Genomic DNA, 15,605 nt, shown 5'->3' on the forward strand with positions numbered 1-15,605 from the left:
TCAAACCTGAGGTAGATGGTGGCGCAGGAACTCCAGCTCCAGCAGCAGCAGGCTCTCGGCCACGTCCTCCTGGGGGGTCATGTGCGTCACGCCGCTCAGCGGCAGAACGGTGTGCGGGCGGCCCGCGGCCAGCAGCGCCGCCGACAGGCGCAGCGTGTGAGCGGCGAAGACGTTGTCGTCGGCCAGCCCGTGCACCAGCATCAGCGGACGGGTCAGCCGGGGCGCGTCGGGCAGCAGCGAGCAGCGGTCGTAGGCCTCGGGATGCTCGTCGGGGTGGCCCAGGTAACGCTCCTGCCAGTGGGTGTCGTACAGGCGGGGATCGGTCACCGGCGCGCCCGCCACGGCCACGTGGAAGACGTCGGGATGGCGCAGCACGGCCGCCGCCGACAGATAACCGCCGTAGGACCAGCCGCGGATCGCCACCCGGCCCAGGTCCAGGTCGGGATGGCGGGCACCGGCGGCCAGCAGCGCGTCGGCCTGGTCCTCCAGCGCGGCGCTCAGCTTGTCGAAGCGCACCGCGCGCTCCCAGGCCGGCCCCCGCCCCGGCGTGCCCCGCCCGTCGGTCACCAGCACGGCGAAGCCCTGCTCGGCGAACCACTGCTCGATCGCGAAGCCGTCCAGGCCGCGCAGCACCCGCGCGGCCATCGGCCCGGCGTACGGCGACAGCAGCACCGGCAGCCGCCCCGACCCCGGCACGTGCCCGGACGGGAACAGCACCGCCGTACGCAGGTCGCGCTTGCCCAGCGACACCAGCTCCACCCGCGGCCGCAGCACCGGCACCGCGCCGTGGGAGGCGATCACCCGATCGCCCACGCTCACCCGCACGCCGTGCTCCTCCAGGGCGCGGCGCACCACGACCGTCGCCCCGCCGGCGCGCGTGCCGGTGTGCACGCCCGGCTCGGCGGTCACCCTGACCAGGCCCTCGGCCCTGGACCAGGTGCACAGGTGCCGCTCGGTCGGCTCCTCGCAGCACTGGAAGAGCACGGTGTCGCCGTCGACGGCCAGGATCTGCAGCACCTGGAGGCCGGGCGGGGTCACCACGTCCTGGCCCACCATCAGGCGGCGGGTGTCGTCGCGGTCGACCGTCCAGACCAGCTCGCCCGAGGCCGTGCGCGACGGCACGCCGCCCACCAGCTCCAGCCAGGCGTCGTCGGTGTCCTCGCGCACCAGGGTGGTCGCGCCGGTGGCCGGATCGACCTCCAGGACGCGGGTGGTGCGCTGGTCACGGCTCTGCACCAGCACCAGCAGGCCCTGACCGGTCCACGACACCGCCGCCACGTACTCGAAGGCCACGCGGTCCCACACCACCCGGGTGCGCCGGCCCTCCAGCGTGACCAGCCACAACGACACGTCGGCGTTGGCCGTGCCGGCCGGCGGGTAGGCCATGGTCCGCGGCGGCCTGCCGGGCTCGGCCGGCTCGGCCAGGCACCACTTCTGCACCGCCGCGTTGTCCACCCGGGCGGCCAGCAGCCTGCTCCCGTCGGGCGCCCACCAGTAGCCGCGGTGGCGGCCCATCGACTCGCCGGCCACGTGCTCGGGCAGCCCCCACGTCACGTCGGTGCCGTCGGGGACGAGCAGCGGCCGCTCGCCGACGTGCAGCGCGCCGCCGGAGACGAACGCGACGTGCTCGCCGGTCGGGTCGAGCCGCGGGTCGGAGCCGCTCAGGCCGAGCGCCGTCACCTCGCCGGTCAGCAGGTCGACGGTGTGCAGCGCGCCCTCGGCCGCGTAGACGGCCTTGGTGACGGCCGCGTCGGTGGCGTAGGCCACGATGCCGGAGGCCTGCTCGCGGGTGCGTTCCCTGCGGGCCCGCTCGGCCTCCGACGGCCGCGCGCCGGGCGTCGGCGTGCCCGGGTCGGCCAGCAGGCGCTCCTCCCCCGTGGCCACGCTGAACGACCACAGCCGGTGCACCGGGTCCTCGCCCGAGGAGGACCGCAGGAAGATCACGCGCGCGCCGTCCGGGGAGATCGTGAAGTTCCGCGGGACGCCGTAGGTGAAGCGGGCCGTCCGGGCGTGCTGGCGGGGAAGCGTCAGGGGAGGCATGGCGCGATCATAGACACGGCCCGTCGAGGCGGCGCAAGGCAGGCCAAGGTGGCGGCGCGGGCACGCTCCCGCGCCGCCACGCGAGGTCAGCGATCCTCGAAGCGCACGTCGTCGAACAGCGCCTCGTCGCCGGTGGGGGCGGTGCCCGCGCTGCTGAAGGCGTAGCCGTCCATCGAGGTCACGGCGGCGGTGCGGGGCAGCGTGGCGATCTGGCGGTCACCGGCGTACAGGGTGGCGGCGGACGTGGTGGCCTCCAGGCGGATCCTCGTCCAGCCCTCGCCGACCGTCCCGGCGGGGGCCAGCGTCGTCCACTTCTTGGTGGCGGCGTCGTAGCGGCTGACCGCGCCGGCCCTGCTGATGCTCAGGTGGTAGGCCGAGGTCGTCCCGCTGGTCACCGTGAACAGGAAGGAGTTGGTCACGCTGACCGGCCGGTAGCGGAACTCCAGGGTCTTGCGGGCGCTCGCGGTCGTGGTGCGGGCGGCCTTGGCCATGAGGGTGGTGGACTTGTCGGACAGGGTCAGCGCGCGGTCGGCGCCCACCTCGTACGGCGACACCCACGCCGCCGACAGGCTCTGGTAGCCGCGCGGACGCAGCCAGATCGGGTCGTTGTCGAAGGTGTCGGTCGTGGAGTACAGCTCGACCTCGTTCAGCATCGCGCAGCTCTGGCCGATCTCGGCATCGCAGCCCTGCGTGGCGTCCACGACGACCTTGACGTGCCGGCCGGTGGCGTTGACCGGCTGGTAGCGCAGCGCGTAGTCGGTGCGCCCGCTGACCGTGGCCACCGCGGGGCCCCAGTCGGCGCCGTCCTTGGAGACGTAGACGCGGGCGGAGGCCGGATGCCCCGGGCGCAGGCTGAGGCCGATCCGGTTGAAGGTCTGCTCGCGGTCCAGGTGCACGACGTACTCGCCGGGCCCCTGGGAGACGGCGCTCGACCAATAGGCGGTGCTGCCGTCGAAGGCGCCGTCGGGACGCACCCGCGGCCGGTTCGCGCCGGCCCAGGTCATGTTCGTCTCGACGGTCAGCTCGCCGGCACGCTGCCTGGCGGCCAGGTCGATCCGGCCCGCGCCGGGCGCCAGGACGTCCAGGTGGCGGCGCCTGACGCCGTACCAGCCGCCGTTCTCGAACGTGCCGCTCGCCGGGCAGGCGGTCTCGTTCAGCGTCCCGCCGGCGTTGACGCCGGGCAGCTTGCAGTTGTCGAAGACCTGCACCAGCCGGTTCGTGCCGACGGCGGCCAGCGCCGTGTAACCGGACGAGCCGTGCGTGTCGTAGACGCCGTCGCGGTTGTGGTACGTCACGCGCTGCTGCGTCCAGGAGTCGCCGCGGCCGTCGGAGGAGATCGCCAGCCAGTTGTCCGGACGGCCCGCGCTGAGCACCAGCACGCCGTTGGGCATGAGCAGCAGGCGCGGGGCCACGCCGCGCACCGTGCAGCTCTGCCCGGAAAGCTGCAGGTCACGCACCGCCGACCAGGTGCGGCCCTCGTCGGTGGAGCGGCTCCAGGCCAGCGTGGAGTAGGTGCCGCCGTCCTTGCGCATGACGGCCAGCAGGCTGCCGTCGGCGGTCTGCTCGACGGCCGTCTCGTTGTAGGTCGTCTCCCCGGCCGGGCGGGCGATGACGCCGCGGCGGGCGAAGGTCCTGCCGCCGTCGGCACTGGCGTACAGCTCGGCCTGGTTCTTGCCGCCGGTGGCGGTGTAACGGGCATAGACGGTCACCAGGACGGTCCCGTCGGCGAGCTGCACCGGCACGCCGTGCGCCACGCCGCCGCCGACCAGCTCGTCGGGGCTGGTGAAGGTGGCCCTGGCGGTGTCCCAGGTCTGGCCGAGGTCGGTGGAGGTGTGGACGTCCAGCTCGTTGGTGCGGGCGTCGACCTTCGTCAGGTAGTAGGCGGTGCCGAACAGGCGGCCGTCGTGCAGCTGCACCGGGGCCTCGCGCAGCGGGGTGGCGCGCGGCGGGCCGAAGGTCAGGCCGCCGTCGTCGGAGACGGCCATGCCGCTGGTCTGGGCCATGACCGCGTCCACGTTGGTGGACCAGGTGGCGATCAGCTTCTGGCCGGGCGTGCCGTCGGGCCTGACGACGTCGACGGCGGTGAGGTTGGGGAAGCTGGCGTAGTCGCGGCGCTGGGCCGCCGTCGGCTCCTTGGCCGCCGGGCGCGGGCTGGGGTAGATCCAGTCCACGAAGGCGTCGCTGCCCGATCCGGCCAGGTAGCCCTCACGCGGCCCCGACTCCTGGGCGGTGAGGGCGGGGGTGTCGGGGATCGAGCAGTACGCGGCCGCGTGCGCCGTGCCCGGCAGGACGGCGGGAAGGGGGGGCCAGCAGGCAGGCGGCGAGCAGTGCTCTTGTGGGCAGCACGGGGGAAGGACTCCTTGCGCAACGAACGATCGACGTCCGCTTTGTCGTTTATTTACGCAAGAAGGCTATATTTGCCCAAAAGTGCAGGTATAAGTTGTAACTGCCTTATGTTCGCTTTGTGATGAAGTGTGGGCTCAGTCGTCGAGGCCGCGGGCCGACAGGGCCTCGCCCAGCGCGTCCGCGTGCCGCAGCGCCCCCACCACCAGCGGCACCGCGAACGCCCGCACGCTGCGCTCCACCCCCCGCGCCCGCTGCGCCTCCCGCACCCGCTGCGCCAGCGACGCCACCACCGGCACGCTGCGCACGGTGAGCGAGAGCAGCAACGACAGCCGGAACGGGTCCAGCCCCACCAACCGGACCGGCGACAGGCCGCGCTCCAGCGTCGCCAGCATGTCGGCCGTCCGCGTGGTCAGCGTCACCAGCCCCGCCAGCGCCACGGCCAGCACCACCCGCAACGTCGAGGACACCGCCGCGTCCAGGTCCGCGAACACCAGCTGCACGACGAACAGCACCACCGCGAACCAGCGCACCGGCCTGACCTGCGCCCACGCCGCCCGGCCCCCCACCCGCGCCGACGCGTACAGCGCCGCCGCCACGACCGCCGCCCCCGCCAGCGCCACAGGCGGGCGCAGCAGCACCAGCGCCGTGCACGACAACGCCAGCCCCGCCAGCTTGACCCCGGCCGGCAGCCGGTGCAGCCACGAACCGCCCGGCACGTACGCGCCGGTGAGCCCGTTCACGCCATCAGCTCGGTGTAGTGGCCGATCGCCTCGGCCGGTGAGCCGTCGGCGACCACCCGGCCCTCGTCCAGCACCAGCACCCGGTCGAACCCGGCCAGCAGCGGCAGATCATGCGTGACCGCCACCACCTGCTGCGGCATCTCCCGCAACAGCTCGGCCACCTGCCGCGAATGGCGCAGGTCGAGCAGCGTCGTGGGCTCGTCCATGACCAGGATGTCGGGTTCGAGCACCATGACCGCGCACAGGGCCAGCAACTGCTTCTGGCCGCCGGACAACTGGTGCGCGGGATGGTCGGCGTGCCCGCCCAGGCCGTGCCGGGCCAGCACGTCGTGCACGCGGCGCTCGACCTCCTCGCGCCGCAGGCCCTTGCGGCGAAGGGAGAAGGCGACGTCCTCGGCTACGGTCGGCATGACGATCTGCGCGTCGGGGTCGGTGAACAGGAACCCCACCCGCCGCCTGATCCGCGCGGCCTGACGACGGGTGTCCAGGCCGAGCACGGTGACCTCGCCCGAGGTGGGCACCGCCAGGCCGTTGATCAGCCGGGCCAGCGTGCTCTTGCCCGAGCCGTTCGCGCCCACCACGCCCACCCGGCGCTCGCTCAGGCTCGCGGTGACGCCGCGCAGCACGTCACGCCCGCCCAGCCGGACGTGCACGTCGGCGAACTCGATCACGCGACCACCTCGAACAGCGCGGCCACGCCCAGCCCGCCGCCCACCGCCGCGGCCGCCAGCCCCAGCGTGCCCGCCGGCGCCCCGGCGCGCACCAGCCTGGAGAAGAGCCTGGTCACCACCACCGCGCCGGTCGCGCCCCACGGATGGCCGAGCGCCAGCGCGCCCCCGCCGGCGCACACCCGCTCACGGTCGGCCTCCAGCGGGTCGAGGCCGAGCGCGTCGGTGACGGCCAGCACCTGCGCCGCGAACGCCTCCACGATCTCCACCGCCGCCACCCGTCCCATGTCCACCCCCGCACGTGCCAGCACCCGGCGGACCGCGGGCACCGGACCCCACCCGGGCAGCGCCGGATCACACCCGACGACGGACCCGGCCACCAGCCGCAACCCCGGCAGGCCGGCCCGCTCGTGAACCAGCGCCACGGCGGCCGCGCCGTCGCTGACCGGGGAGGAATTACCGGCCGTCACTGTACCGCCCGGCACGAACGCCGCAGGCAGCCGGGCCAGCGAGGCCGCCCGCAGCACCCTGGGCCGCTGGTCCTCCGCCCGCCCGCCGATCGGCACGATCTCCTGGTCGAAGGCCCCCGCGGCGCGGGCGGCCAGCGCCTTGGCGTGGCTGAGGCGGGCGTAGTCGTCCTGGCGGTCGCGGCTGATGCCGTACGCGGCCGCCAGGGCGTCGGCGGCCGGGCCCATGTCGGGGTCGGGGTGACCGTCGGGGGCGAAGGGCGCCCGCTCGTAGGGGCGGTCGGCGCCGCGCGGCGTACGCAGCGGCGCGGTCGAGGCGCTCTCGGCTCCCCCGGCGATCACCAGGCCCATCTCGCCCGCGGCCACCGCCTGCCCGGCCACCAGGATCGCCGCCAGCCCGCTGCCGCACTGCCGGTCGACCGTCAGGCCGGGCACGCCGTGGCCGAGCCCGGCCGCCAGCGCCGACACCCGGGCCACGTTGCCGCCGGGGCCCATGCAGTTGCCGAGCACGACGTCGTCCACCGGCCGGCCGGTCTCGCCGGTCACGGACTCGGTCACGGCCTGGATCACGGGGGCGGCCAGCCGGTCGACGGTCACGTCCTTGAAGGCGTGCCCGGCCGTGCCGATCGGCGTACGGCGGGCCGCCACGACGACGGGTCGTCCGCCCACGTCAGACCAGCCGCCGGATCTCGGGGTCGCCGCCGGCCAGCCGGTCGGCCACCAGGCCGCGCGCGGGCTTGCCCGACCCGGTGCGCGGCAGCGCGGGGACGGCGTACCAGCGGCGGGGCCGCTGCGCCACGTCCAGCCCGCCGCGGGCGACGGCCTCCAGCAGCGCGCGCGGCGGCGGGCAGGCGCCCTCGACCACCGCGGTCACCACCGAGCCGAGCGACGGGTGCGGCGAGCCGATCACCACGATGTCCCCCACGCCCGGCACCTTCCGCAGCACCGCCTCGACGTCCTCGGGGACGACGGTCGCGCCGCCGGTCTGGATCGCGCCGTCGCCGCGCCCGCGCACCCGCAGCACCTGCCCCGCCCGGTACGGCTCGGCCAGGTCGCCCACCGTCATCCAGCCCTGGCCGTCGCGGCGCAGCGGACCCTTCGCGCCGCCCAGATAGCCTTCGGCCAGCCACGGCGAACGCGCCCACACCTCGCCCAGCGCGCGCCCCGGCTCGGCCCTGACCTCGATCTCGACGCCCGGAAAGGGACGCATCCCGCCCCCGTCGGCGTCGAAGGCCACGAACGACAGCTCGGTCGCGCCGTAGTAGGACACCACGCGCACCCCCGCCCGCCCGGCCAGGTCCCGCGCCCGCGGGCTCAGGGCCGCGCCGCCGACGACGGCCGTACGCAGGCCGGGAGCCTGCTCCAGCGCCTCGGGCAGCCGGTGCGGCACCAGGTGGATCGCGGTCGCCGCCCGCAGCTCCGCCGACGCCGGCCGCCCGCCCGGCACCAGGGCGGTCGCGCCGACGGCCAGCGTGTGCACCGCGGCGAAGGCGTACAGGGAGGAGACCAGCGGGCCGGGCACCAGGACGACGTCGGCCGGGCCGATCCCGGTCAGCTCGCACAGGTGCGGGAAGGAACGCGTCCAGGAGGCGCGGGTGCGGACGACCGCGCGCGGCCGGCCCGTGCTGCCGGAGGTGAAGCACGCCCACGCCCGGTCATCGGGACGGGGATCGGGCGTCAGCGGCGCGCCCGGAACGCACGGCAGCGGCTCGCCGACCCGCAGGTCGGCCCCGGCCGCCGCCGCCACGCGCGCCCACCGCTCCGGGCTCCAGCCCGGGTCGCCCACCAGCGGCGTCACGCCCGCCAGATCGGCCGCCAGCACGGCGGCCAGCAGCTCGGCCGGGTCCTCCAGGGCGATGGCGACCAGCGCGCCCCGCCCTTGAAGCCGCCCCCGCAGATGCCGCGCGCCGCCCTGGACGCGCTCGGCCAGCTCGGCGTAGGTCAGGCTGCCGCGCGGACCGCGCAGCGCGACCCGCGACGGGCTCTCGGCGGCGTGCCGCAGGACGTGCTCGGCGACGGGCATCAGCGCACCCGCTCGCGGTGCACGGCGGGAACGGCGTCGGGATAGGCGCGTTGCGTGCCCCGGGCCACCAGCGCGGCCACCACCGCCTTGAGCGCGTCGCCCGGCAGGAAGAGGGCGGTCAGGCCCATCACCTTGGTCAGCGGCAGCCCGGTCACCAGCGCCTGCACCGGCACCCCGACCAGGTAGACCACCCCGATCCCGCCCACCGCGCAGGCCACCAGCAGCCGCAGGAGGCCCGGCGTCCGGCCCGCCCGCTCCACCAGCAGCCCGGTGACCGCGGCCCCGGGAACCCAGCCGATCAGGAACCCGGCGGAGGCGGCGGTGAACACGCCCAGCCCGCCGCGCCCGCCCGCCAGCAGCGGCAGCCCGGCCGCGACCAGGACCAGCAGCACGACCACCGCCAGCGCCGCCCGCCAGCCCCCGAGCACGGCCCCGGCCAGCATGACGCCGAGCGTCTGCAGCGTGATCGGCACCCCGTTGCCGAAGACGTTGACCGCGCCCGGCGCGCCCAGCACCGCGATCAGCGCGGCGAACACCGCGATCCTGGCCAGGTCGCCGGTGGGGAACCGTCGCTGTCTTCCTGCGTTCGTCATGAGGACGATCCCACACCAGAACGGGTCGATCCCGCATGCAGGGTTCCCACAACGCCGGTGGCTACGCCTTGTCAGAGCCGCTCATGCAGTGCGCCGCCCGGAACGCGTTGCCGATCTTCGTATGCCAGGAGTCCAGGTCGCCGGCCGACAGGGTGGCGTTCGGGAAGGTCACGTTGACCTGCCGGGACACCCCGCCGATCTTCGCGGCCATCGAGACGTGGATGCGGTCGGGGATCACCGTCGTGCCGTCGGGATAGTGCACCTGGACCCGGTAGTCGGCCACCGCGCCGCCCTTGGCCGCCAGGCAGGCGCGGGCGCCGTTCTCGACGCGCAGCATCAGGCCCTGGTTGATCTGCCTGCCGCGCATCGGGACCAGGTTGTAGCGCATGCTGGAGCCGGAGAAGGAGGAGGCGATGAGATGGCCGCCCTGCCAGTCGCCGCTGCCGCCCCAGTTGCCGACGGTGGCCTCGCACCCGCTGCGCGCGGCCGCCTTCCTGGCCAGTTGCGGGGCCAGGGCCTGGGCGGGCCGTCCGGCGCCGTCGGTGGTGTAGGTGCGGGGGCCGTCCTTGTAGGTGTGGTTCTTGGCCAGTTGCCGGACGCAGGCGGCGGTGTCGGTGTCGGCCGCCTGCGCGGGGCCGGTCAGGGTGGCCAGCGCCAGGGCGGCGGCGCACAGGACAGGGGGAAGCCGGGTCAGGGGCATGAGAAGGGTTTCCTCTCGCGGGGAACGCACGACGGGCCCGCTTTGACGGGTTGCTTCGCGCTATCGGCGACCACGTCGGCTTTGTCGCGAGATTCATGCCCGGAGAAGTTAGTAGCGGAACGTTGCTAGAACGCTACTTTTCGTAGTGATTGCAGGTAGGTCGCCCTGTTCAGGGTTCGACGACGGCCCAGCCGTGCGGGGGCAGGGTCAGCAGCGCGCCGTCCAGCTCGCCGTCCCCGGCGGCGACGCTTCCGGGGAAGGGCAGCGTGACCTGCGACGGCTCGTCGGCGGTGCTCAGCGCGACCGCCAGCGCGTGGCCGCCGGAGCGGCTCTCGTAGGCGTAGAGCTGGTTGGACAGGGTCAGGTCGGTGGTGCGGGCGCGCGACAACCACGGATGGCGGCGGCGCACGGCGACGATCCGCCGGTGCAGGCCGAGGACCGGCAGGCCGTCCGGCGGCATCTCGCGCGGGGAGGCGGGAAAGGCCGGGCGTACGGCGTCGTCGCCGCCCTCGCGCTCCTCCTTGACGCCGCGAAGGGCGTACTCGTCGCCGGCGTACAGCGACGGCGTGCCGGCGACCGTCATCAGCACGGCCAGGGTGTGGGGCAGGTGGCGTTCGTCGGTCAGGCGGCTGGCCAGGCGGGTGACGTCGTGGTTGCCCACGAACGTCATCGGCGTGAAGGACTCGGCGAAGGCGGCGTGCCGCTTGAGCGCCCAGGCCAGCTCGAAGGCGTTGCGGTCGTTGAGCGAGCTCCAGATCGCCTTCCACAGCTCGTACTGGGTGACGGCGTCCATGCCGGTCTCGGCCACGAACGCGGCGTAGTCGCCGTGGATGACCTCCCCCACCACGTACGCCTGCGGCCGCCCGCGGCGCACCCGCGGCAGCACCCGCGCCCAGAACGACGGCGGCACGGCGTAGGCGGCGTCCAGCCGCCAGCCGTCGGCGCCGCGGTCGAGCCAGTGGGCCATCACCGCCGCGACGTGCTCGGCCACCGCCGGCTCGGCGTGGTTCAGCGCGACGAGCGACTGGTGCCCCTCGAAGTCGTCGTGCGCGGGAGCGCCGCCGCCGGCGGGCCAGCGCAGCCGGAACCAGCGCGCGGCCGGCGAGTCCGGCCCCTCGCGCAGGGCCTCCTGGAAGCGCGGGAAGCCCTGGCCCACATGGTTGAAGACGCCGTCGAGGAGCACCCGCAGGCCGCGGTCGTGCGCGGCCGACACCAGCGCGTCGAAGTCGCCGTCGTCGCCCAGGCGCGGATCGACGCGGAAGTGGTCGAGGGTGTCGTAGCCGTGGGTCTCGGCGGCGAAGATCGGGCCGAGCTGCAGCCCGTCGGCGCCCAGGGCGGCGGCGTGGTCCAGCCACGGCACCAGGCCCCCGAGCCGATGGGTGACCTGCGGCACGGCCGCGCGCTCGGCGCCCAGGAAGCCCAGCGGATAGACGTGCCAGAAGATCGCCTGCTCTGCCCAGGACGGCACGTCAACCCCCCGACGAAGATCCGAAGCCCATTCTAGGCGCGGCCCCTCGACGGGCTCAGGCGGGGGTGGTGAGGCGCTTGTAGAAGAAGCTGCAGTCGAGCAGGGTGCCGTCGGGGGCGCCGGCGTAGGCGGGCACGACGCCGTACCGGGTCCAGCCGCCGGTGAGGTAGACGCGCTCGGCGGTGCTGCCGGTCTCGGTGTCGAGCACCAGCAGCCCGGCCCCGGCCGCGACGGCGCCCTCCTCGGCGGCGGCCAGCAGCAGACGGGACAGGCCGCGCCCGCGCGCCTGGCGGTGCACCAGCAGCTTGACGAGCTCGGCGCGGTGACGCGAGTTGGGCTTGCGGGCCATGACCAGGCTGACCGTGCCGGCCAGGAAGCCGTCCGGGTCGCGGCAGGCCCACACCGCCATGCCGCCCTCGGCCACCGCCGCCGCCTGCTCCCGCCACCACGCCGCGGCCTGCGCCGGGCCGAACGGCTTCAGGAAGCCGACCGAGGCGCCGCCGTCCACGGCGTCGGCCAGGAGCGCGGCCAGCTCCTCGACGCAGGCGGCGAACTCCTGCGCCGATATGCGGGTGACGGTGTGCACGAGGGGGCTCCTTCCGAGCTCAGGGCAGGACGACGAACAGGGCGTAACGGACCGGCGAGGGGCCGGGGCAGCGGAACCGCGACCGCCCCCACAGGCGGAAACGCAGGCAGTCGCCCGCCTCCAGCCGGTGGGCCAGGCCGTCGGCGGTGATCTCCACGACGCCCTCCAGCACCCAGACGTGCTGTTCGAGCCCGGGAACCGGCGGCTCGTCGTAGGCGATGTCCGCGCCCGGCCGCAGCCGCCCCTCGACGACCTCGCCGCGCAGCCCGGGATGTGGCGGCGAGACCGAACGGCGCTCGAAGCCCGAGTCCTCGTCCCGCCACACCGCCTGGGCCGCGGCCCGCACCACCTGCGCCGGCTCGGACTCCACCTCGGCCAGCAGGCGCGACATCGTGCGCCCGTAGACGGCGCAGAGCTTGTTGAGCAGGGCGGCGGTCGGGCTGATCTCCCCGCGCTCCAGCCGGGACAGCGTCGAACGACTGATCCCGGCGCGGCGCGCCAGGTCGTCGAGCGACCAGTCGCGCTCGACCCGCAGCTCGGCGAGCCGGGCGGCCAGGCGGTCGTCCAAATCATGTCCCATATTCGGGACTATATCCCAGATCCGGGACACGGGTGGTGTCAGGCGCGGCCCTTGCGGCGGATCTTGATGTCCCGCATGTCCGTCACCGCGACCTGCAACACCTGGTACGGCACCCCGTACGCCTCCAGCGCCGCCACCGCCCGCCCGGTCGCCTCGTGCTCGCCGTCGCCCGGCCCGGCGGCCACCTGGCACCGGAAGGTGAACGCCGACAGGGTCCCGTCGTGGGTGAACGTGCCCGCCTCGGTGAACGCCGTGTCGTGCGCCCCCAGCACCGCGGCCCGTCCCTCCTCGTCGAGTCCGTCGAACTTCCCGCGGATGGTCACCCGGAACAACGCTCAGCCCTCCCGTACGGCATAGGTCAGGAACCGCTCGGCGAGCAGCCCCTCGGTCACATCCAGTAGCTCCAGCACGGCCTCGGCGATGTCGTCGGGCCGCTGCCCGGCCGACACCCGCCTGCCGACCTCGGCGTACACCAGCGAGTGCAGGCAGCCGATCTGCCAGGCGACGGCCCGCGGCAGCGGATCGCCCGGCGCGGCCCCCGTCTCCTGGGCCAGCGCGTCGGCCAGCGCGTCGGTCATCTGCCGGCCCAGCTCCTCCAGGCGCGCCCGCAGCGTGGGGGCGGCGAGCATCATCTCCAGCACCTGGCCGAACCCGGCCGTCAGGCCCAGCCTGCGCTCACGCGCGTGCACCTCCTCGCGCAGCCGGGCCAGCACCGCCCCCGCCGCCGACTCGCCCGGCGCCCGCTCGCGCACTATGTCGGCGAGCCGCTGCGGCGAGGCGTCCTCGGGCGGCAGCACGAGGTCCTCCTTGGAGGTGAAGTAGTTGTAGAGCGTGTTCACCGACACCTCGGCCGCCGCGGCGATCTCGGCGATCGTGACCTGGTCGAACCCGCGGTCCACGAACAGGCCGATCGCCACGTCGGCGAGGTGCCGGCGGGTCTTGCGCTTCTTCCGCTCGCGAAGCCCTTCGGTCATGACAGGACTCTACTGCAAATTTGAAGTGGATTACTGTTTTCCGGCCGTCACCGGGACTCGATGTCGGCGGCGAACCGGTCCCACGCCGCCTGGCGCGTGATGCCGAGGGCCTCGCCGATCCTGGCCCACGTCACGTTGCGGTCGCGCAGGATGCCCACCCAGGCGCGCAGGTCGCGCTCGGCCAGCTCGACGGTGAGCGCCTGGCGCGGCAGCGCGGCCAGCACGTCCTCGTCGGACATGCCGGTCACGTACTGGTCGGACGCATCGGGGCCCCAGTGGGCGCGGGGCTCGCGGTCGCCCTCCTGCTCGGCCTTGTCGAGCTCGCCGGTGACGATGTCCTGGCTGAGCTGGATGCAGGCGTCGCAGATGTAGACGCCGGGCCCGGCGACGAGCTTCCTGACCTCCTCGTGCGGCTTGCCGCAGAACGAACACCGCGTCGCCAGCTGGTCGACGGGCGTCACCTCTCGGGCGCTCTTGCTGCGTGTCATCATGCTGTCAGCCTGACCTTGACGGCCCCCCGTGTCAAGGGTGGGCTGACAGCTACAGGGGCCCGGCGGAGAACGCGCGGCGGGCGTGGGGCAGCAGCGCCCGCACCGCCGGGCCGCCGCCCTCCCGCCAGACCAGGGCGAGCAGCGCGGGCGCCGGCACGTCGTCCAGGAGCAGCGCGGTGAGCCGGTCGCGGTGGCGCTCGGCCATCGACTCGCTGAGTATCGCCACCCCGAGGCCGCGCACGGCCAGGTCGGCGATGGCGTCGGCGGCGCCGGCCTGCAGCGCGATCCGCGGCCGCAGCCCCCGCGCCGCGCACGCCTCGTCGAACACCGCGCGCAGCCCCGTGCCGCGCGGCATGCACACGATCGAGTGGTCGGCGAGGTCGTCCAGGGCGATCCGCGGCCGGGCGGCCAGCCGATGTCCGGGCGGGACCGCCGCGACCAGCCGCTCGCTGACGACCGTCAACGCCTCCAGCCCCTCGGGGACGGCGTTCGCGGTGCCGATGAGCGCCAGGTCGAGCGCACCACCGCGGACCCCTTCGACGAGCTTGTCGGAGTTGTCCTCCAGCAGGGACAGTTCGACGCCCGGATGCGCCCGGTGGAAGGCGGCCAGCGCGTCGAACAGCGGCGTGACCGTGCAGCCGAGCACCATGCCGACCGTCAGCGTGCCGCGGATCAGGTCGGTCACCTCGCCCACCGCCTGGCCCACCGCCCCGGCGGCGGCCAGCGCCGCGCGGGCGTGTTCGAGCGCCGCCTTGCCCGCGACGGTGAGCGTGGCCACCCGGGCCGAACGGTCGAACAGCTCGGCCCCGAGCTCGCGTTCGAGCTGCCGGATCTGGGCGCTGACGCCCGACTGGCTGATGTGCACCCGTTCGGCCGCCCGGGTGAAGCTCCGCTCCTCGGCCACCGCGACGAAGTACTCCAGCTGCCTCAGTTCCATAACCACAGATTCTAGAAGCCATCACAACCATCTGTTGGACTTCTGGAAAGGAGGGCGGCAGGCTGGAACCATGACCACATACGAGAAGGCCATGCGCCCCGAGGACATCACCCGCCTGTTCGTCGAACGGTCCAACGCCGGTGACGCGGCCGGCGTCGCCGCGCTCTACGAGGAGGACGCCGTGCTGGCCTACCCGCCCGGCAGCCAGACCGTCGGGCGGGCCGCGATCCAGGCCCTGTGGGAGAAGGTGCTGGCAGGCCGGCCGCACTTCGAGCCGGAGCAGCCGCTGCCGACGCTGGTCAGCGGGGACCTCGCCCTCACCTCCACCCCGCCCAAGGACGGCTCGGGCGCCCGCGCCCAGGTCGTACGCCGCCAGCCCGACGGAAGCTGGCTGCGCGTCCTCGACCAGCCCGAGTTCGTCAACCCGGCACAGTGAGGGCCCGGAACGGTGGGGTCAGACCGGGACGGTGCCGCTGACGGTCGTGCCCTCACCGGGCACGCCGCGCACCGACAGGCGCCCGCCCAGCTCGGCGAACGCCGCGCGCATGCGGGCCGTGCCGCCGCCCGGGGCCGTGGAGGCGAAGCCGCGGCCGTTGTCGCTGACCGTCAGGCGCAGGCCGTCCGCCCCGGCGGTCGCGGCCAGCGAGGCGGTGCTCGCGCCGCTGTGGGCCTCGACGTTGTCCAGCGCCTCGCCCACGACGGCCAGCACGGCCCGCCGCAACGCCGCCGCCACGGGACCGGCGGGCAGCGCCCAGATCTCCACGGCGACGCCCGTGCGCTCGGACCACCGGCCGCAGACGCTCTCCAGCTCCCCGGCCAGAGCTGGCCCGGCCTTGTCCATGATGCCCGTCATCGCATCTCCTCCCGGCCGCCCTCCCCTTGAACGGGTGGGACTGCCCTGAGTATGGAAATCGGGGCGTTGAGCCTGTGTTGAGCCGCTGTTGAGCCCTCACCGGGGCACGGTCGTCGAAGCGTAGCACCGGGATGTCGTG

The 15,605-nt window shown here is 74.5% G+C and carries 17 protein-coding genes; 1 reads left to right on the forward strand and 16 read right to left on the reverse strand.

Annotated features, from left to right (window positions below):
- The 15 genes from ACWCSU_RS24050 to ACWCSU_RS24120 all read right to left on the reverse strand — a co-directional run bounded on the left by ACWCSU_RS24050 (position 1) and on the right by ACWCSU_RS24120 (position 14,613).
- Positions 1-2,040, reverse strand: coding sequence for a prolyl oligopeptidase family serine peptidase (locus ACWCSU_RS24050; protein WP_449937592.1), 2,040 nt, complete (start codon positions 2,038-2,040; stop codon positions 1-3).
- A gap of 86 nt (positions 2,041-2,126) precedes the next feature.
- Positions 2,127-4,211, reverse strand: a complete 2,085-nt coding sequence (locus tag ACWCSU_RS24055; RefSeq protein ID WP_449937594.1) for an exo-alpha-sialidase — start codon at positions 4,209-4,211, stop codon at positions 2,127-2,129.
- A gap of 309 nt (positions 4,212-4,520) precedes the next feature.
- Positions 4,521-5,126, reverse strand: a complete 606-nt coding sequence (locus ACWCSU_RS24060; protein WP_449937595.1) for an energy-coupling factor transporter transmembrane component T family protein — start codon at positions 5,124-5,126, stop codon at positions 4,521-4,523.
- Positions 5,123-5,797 carry an energy-coupling factor ABC transporter ATP-binding protein gene (locus ACWCSU_RS24065; protein ID WP_397043414.1) on the reverse strand — a complete coding sequence of 225 codons (675 nt, stop codon included), beginning with the start codon at positions 5,795-5,797 and terminating at the stop codon, positions 5,123-5,125. The genes ACWCSU_RS24060 and ACWCSU_RS24065 overlap by 4 nt, the downstream gene beginning before the upstream one ends.
- Positions 5,794-6,930, reverse strand: coding sequence for a thiolase family protein (locus ACWCSU_RS24070; protein ID WP_449937597.1), 1,137 nt, complete (start codon positions 6,928-6,930; stop codon positions 5,794-5,796). The genes ACWCSU_RS24065 and ACWCSU_RS24070 overlap by 4 nt, the downstream gene beginning before the upstream one ends.
- 1 nt (position 6,931) lies before the next feature.
- Entirely contained in the window at positions 6,932-8,284 is a 1,353-nt protein-coding gene (locus tag ACWCSU_RS24075; protein ID WP_449937600.1) for an AMP-binding protein, read from the reverse strand.
- Entirely contained in the window at positions 8,284-8,877 is a 594-nt protein-coding gene (locus tag ACWCSU_RS24080) for a biotin transporter BioY (protein WP_357699670.1), read from the reverse strand. Before ACWCSU_RS24080 ends, ACWCSU_RS24075 begins: the two co-directional genes overlap by 1 nt.
- A gap of 61 nt (positions 8,878-8,938) precedes the next feature.
- Complete coding sequence (locus tag ACWCSU_RS24085; RefSeq protein WP_449937603.1) at positions 8,939-9,577, reverse strand: DNA/RNA non-specific endonuclease; 639 nt, start codon at positions 9,575-9,577, stop codon at positions 8,939-8,941.
- Between the two features lie 169 nt (positions 9,578-9,746).
- Positions 9,747-11,045: an alpha-amylase family protein gene (locus tag ACWCSU_RS24090; protein ID WP_449937606.1), complete on the reverse strand. Its 1,299-nt coding sequence runs from the start codon at positions 11,043-11,045 to the stop codon at positions 9,747-9,749.
- 55 nt (positions 11,046-11,100) lie between these two features.
- Positions 11,101-11,631 (reverse strand): N-acetyltransferase family protein, encoded by a 531-nt coding sequence (locus ACWCSU_RS24095; protein ID WP_449937607.1) that lies wholly within the window; start codon positions 11,629-11,631, stop codon positions 11,101-11,103.
- A 19-nt stretch (positions 11,632-11,650) separates the two neighbouring features.
- Positions 11,651-12,211, reverse strand: a complete 561-nt coding sequence (locus ACWCSU_RS24100) for a helix-turn-helix domain-containing protein (protein ID WP_397043402.1) — start codon at positions 12,209-12,211, stop codon at positions 11,651-11,653.
- Between the two features lie 38 nt (positions 12,212-12,249).
- Positions 12,250-12,534, reverse strand: a complete 285-nt coding sequence (locus ACWCSU_RS24105) for a DUF6204 family protein (protein ID WP_357699660.1) — start codon at positions 12,532-12,534, stop codon at positions 12,250-12,252.
- A gap of 12 nt (positions 12,535-12,546) precedes the next feature.
- Complete coding sequence (locus ACWCSU_RS24110; protein WP_449937610.1) at positions 12,547-13,185, reverse strand: TetR/AcrR family transcriptional regulator; 639 nt, start codon at positions 13,183-13,185, stop codon at positions 12,547-12,549.
- Positions 13,186-13,232: 47 nt separating this feature from the next.
- Positions 13,233-13,676, reverse strand: a complete 444-nt coding sequence (locus tag ACWCSU_RS24115) for a ClpX C4-type zinc finger protein (protein ID WP_449937612.1) — start codon at positions 13,674-13,676, stop codon at positions 13,233-13,235.
- Between the two features lie 49 nt (positions 13,677-13,725).
- The gene (locus ACWCSU_RS24120; protein ID WP_357699656.1) at positions 13,726-14,613 is read right to left on the reverse strand and encodes a LysR family transcriptional regulator; all 888 of its coding nucleotides are present in this window, start codon (positions 14,611-14,613) and stop codon (positions 13,726-13,728) included.
- Positions 14,614-14,683: 70 nt separating this feature from the next.
- Between ACWCSU_RS24120 and ACWCSU_RS24125 the strand changes: the two genes are divergently transcribed.
- Positions 14,684-15,049: a YybH family protein gene (locus ACWCSU_RS24125; RefSeq protein ID WP_364088701.1), complete on the forward strand. Its 366-nt coding sequence runs from the start codon at positions 14,684-14,686 to the stop codon at positions 15,047-15,049.
- 18 nt (positions 15,050-15,067) lie between these two features.
- Here ACWCSU_RS24125 and ACWCSU_RS24130 read toward each other — a convergent pair whose 3' ends face one another.
- On the reverse strand, positions 15,068-15,466 hold the full coding sequence (locus ACWCSU_RS24130; protein ID WP_449937614.1) for an ATP-binding protein: 399 nt from the start codon (positions 15,464-15,466) through the stop codon (positions 15,068-15,070).
- Positions 15,467-15,605: the final 139 nt, after the last annotated feature.

This window comes from Nonomuraea sp. NPDC001699 (assembly GCF_053596455.1).

Excerpts from the sequence above, each read along its gene's own strand:
- ACWCSU_RS24050 (WP_449937592.1), bottom strand. The coding sequence starts at position 2,040 with ATGCCTCCCCTGACGCTTCCCCGCCAGCACGCCCGGACGGCCCGCTTC.
- ACWCSU_RS24075 (WP_449937600.1), bottom strand. The coding sequence starts at position 8,284 with ATGCCCGTCGCCGAGCACGTCCTGCGGCACGCCGCCGAGAGCCCGTCG.
- ACWCSU_RS24080 (WP_357699670.1), bottom strand. The coding sequence starts at position 8,877 with ATGACGAACGCAGGAAGACAGCGACGGTTCCCCACCGGCGACCTGGCC.
- ACWCSU_RS24085 (WP_449937603.1), bottom strand. The coding sequence starts at position 9,577 with ATGCCCCTGACCCGGCTTCCCCCTGTCCTGTGCGCCGCCGCCCTGGCG.
- ACWCSU_RS24100 (WP_397043402.1), bottom strand. The coding sequence starts at position 12,211 with ATGGGACATGATTTGGACGACCGCCTGGCCGCCCGGCTCGCCGAGCTG.
- ACWCSU_RS24110 (WP_449937610.1), bottom strand. The coding sequence starts at position 13,185 with ATGACCGAAGGGCTTCGCGAGCGGAAGAAGCGCAAGACCCGCCGGCAC.
- ACWCSU_RS24115 (WP_449937612.1), bottom strand. The coding sequence starts at position 13,676 with ATGATGACACGCAGCAAGAGCGCCCGAGAGGTGACGCCCGTCGACCAG.
- ACWCSU_RS24120 (WP_357699656.1), bottom strand. The coding sequence starts at position 14,613 with ATGGAACTGAGGCAGCTGGAGTACTTCGTCGCGGTGGCCGAGGAGCGG.
- ACWCSU_RS24125 (WP_364088701.1), top strand. The coding sequence starts at position 14,684 with ATGACCACATACGAGAAGGCCATGCGCCCCGAGGACATCACCCGCCTG.
- ACWCSU_RS24130 (WP_449937614.1), bottom strand. The coding sequence starts at position 15,466 with ATGACGGGCATCATGGACAAGGCCGGGCCAGCTCTGGCCGGGGAGCTG.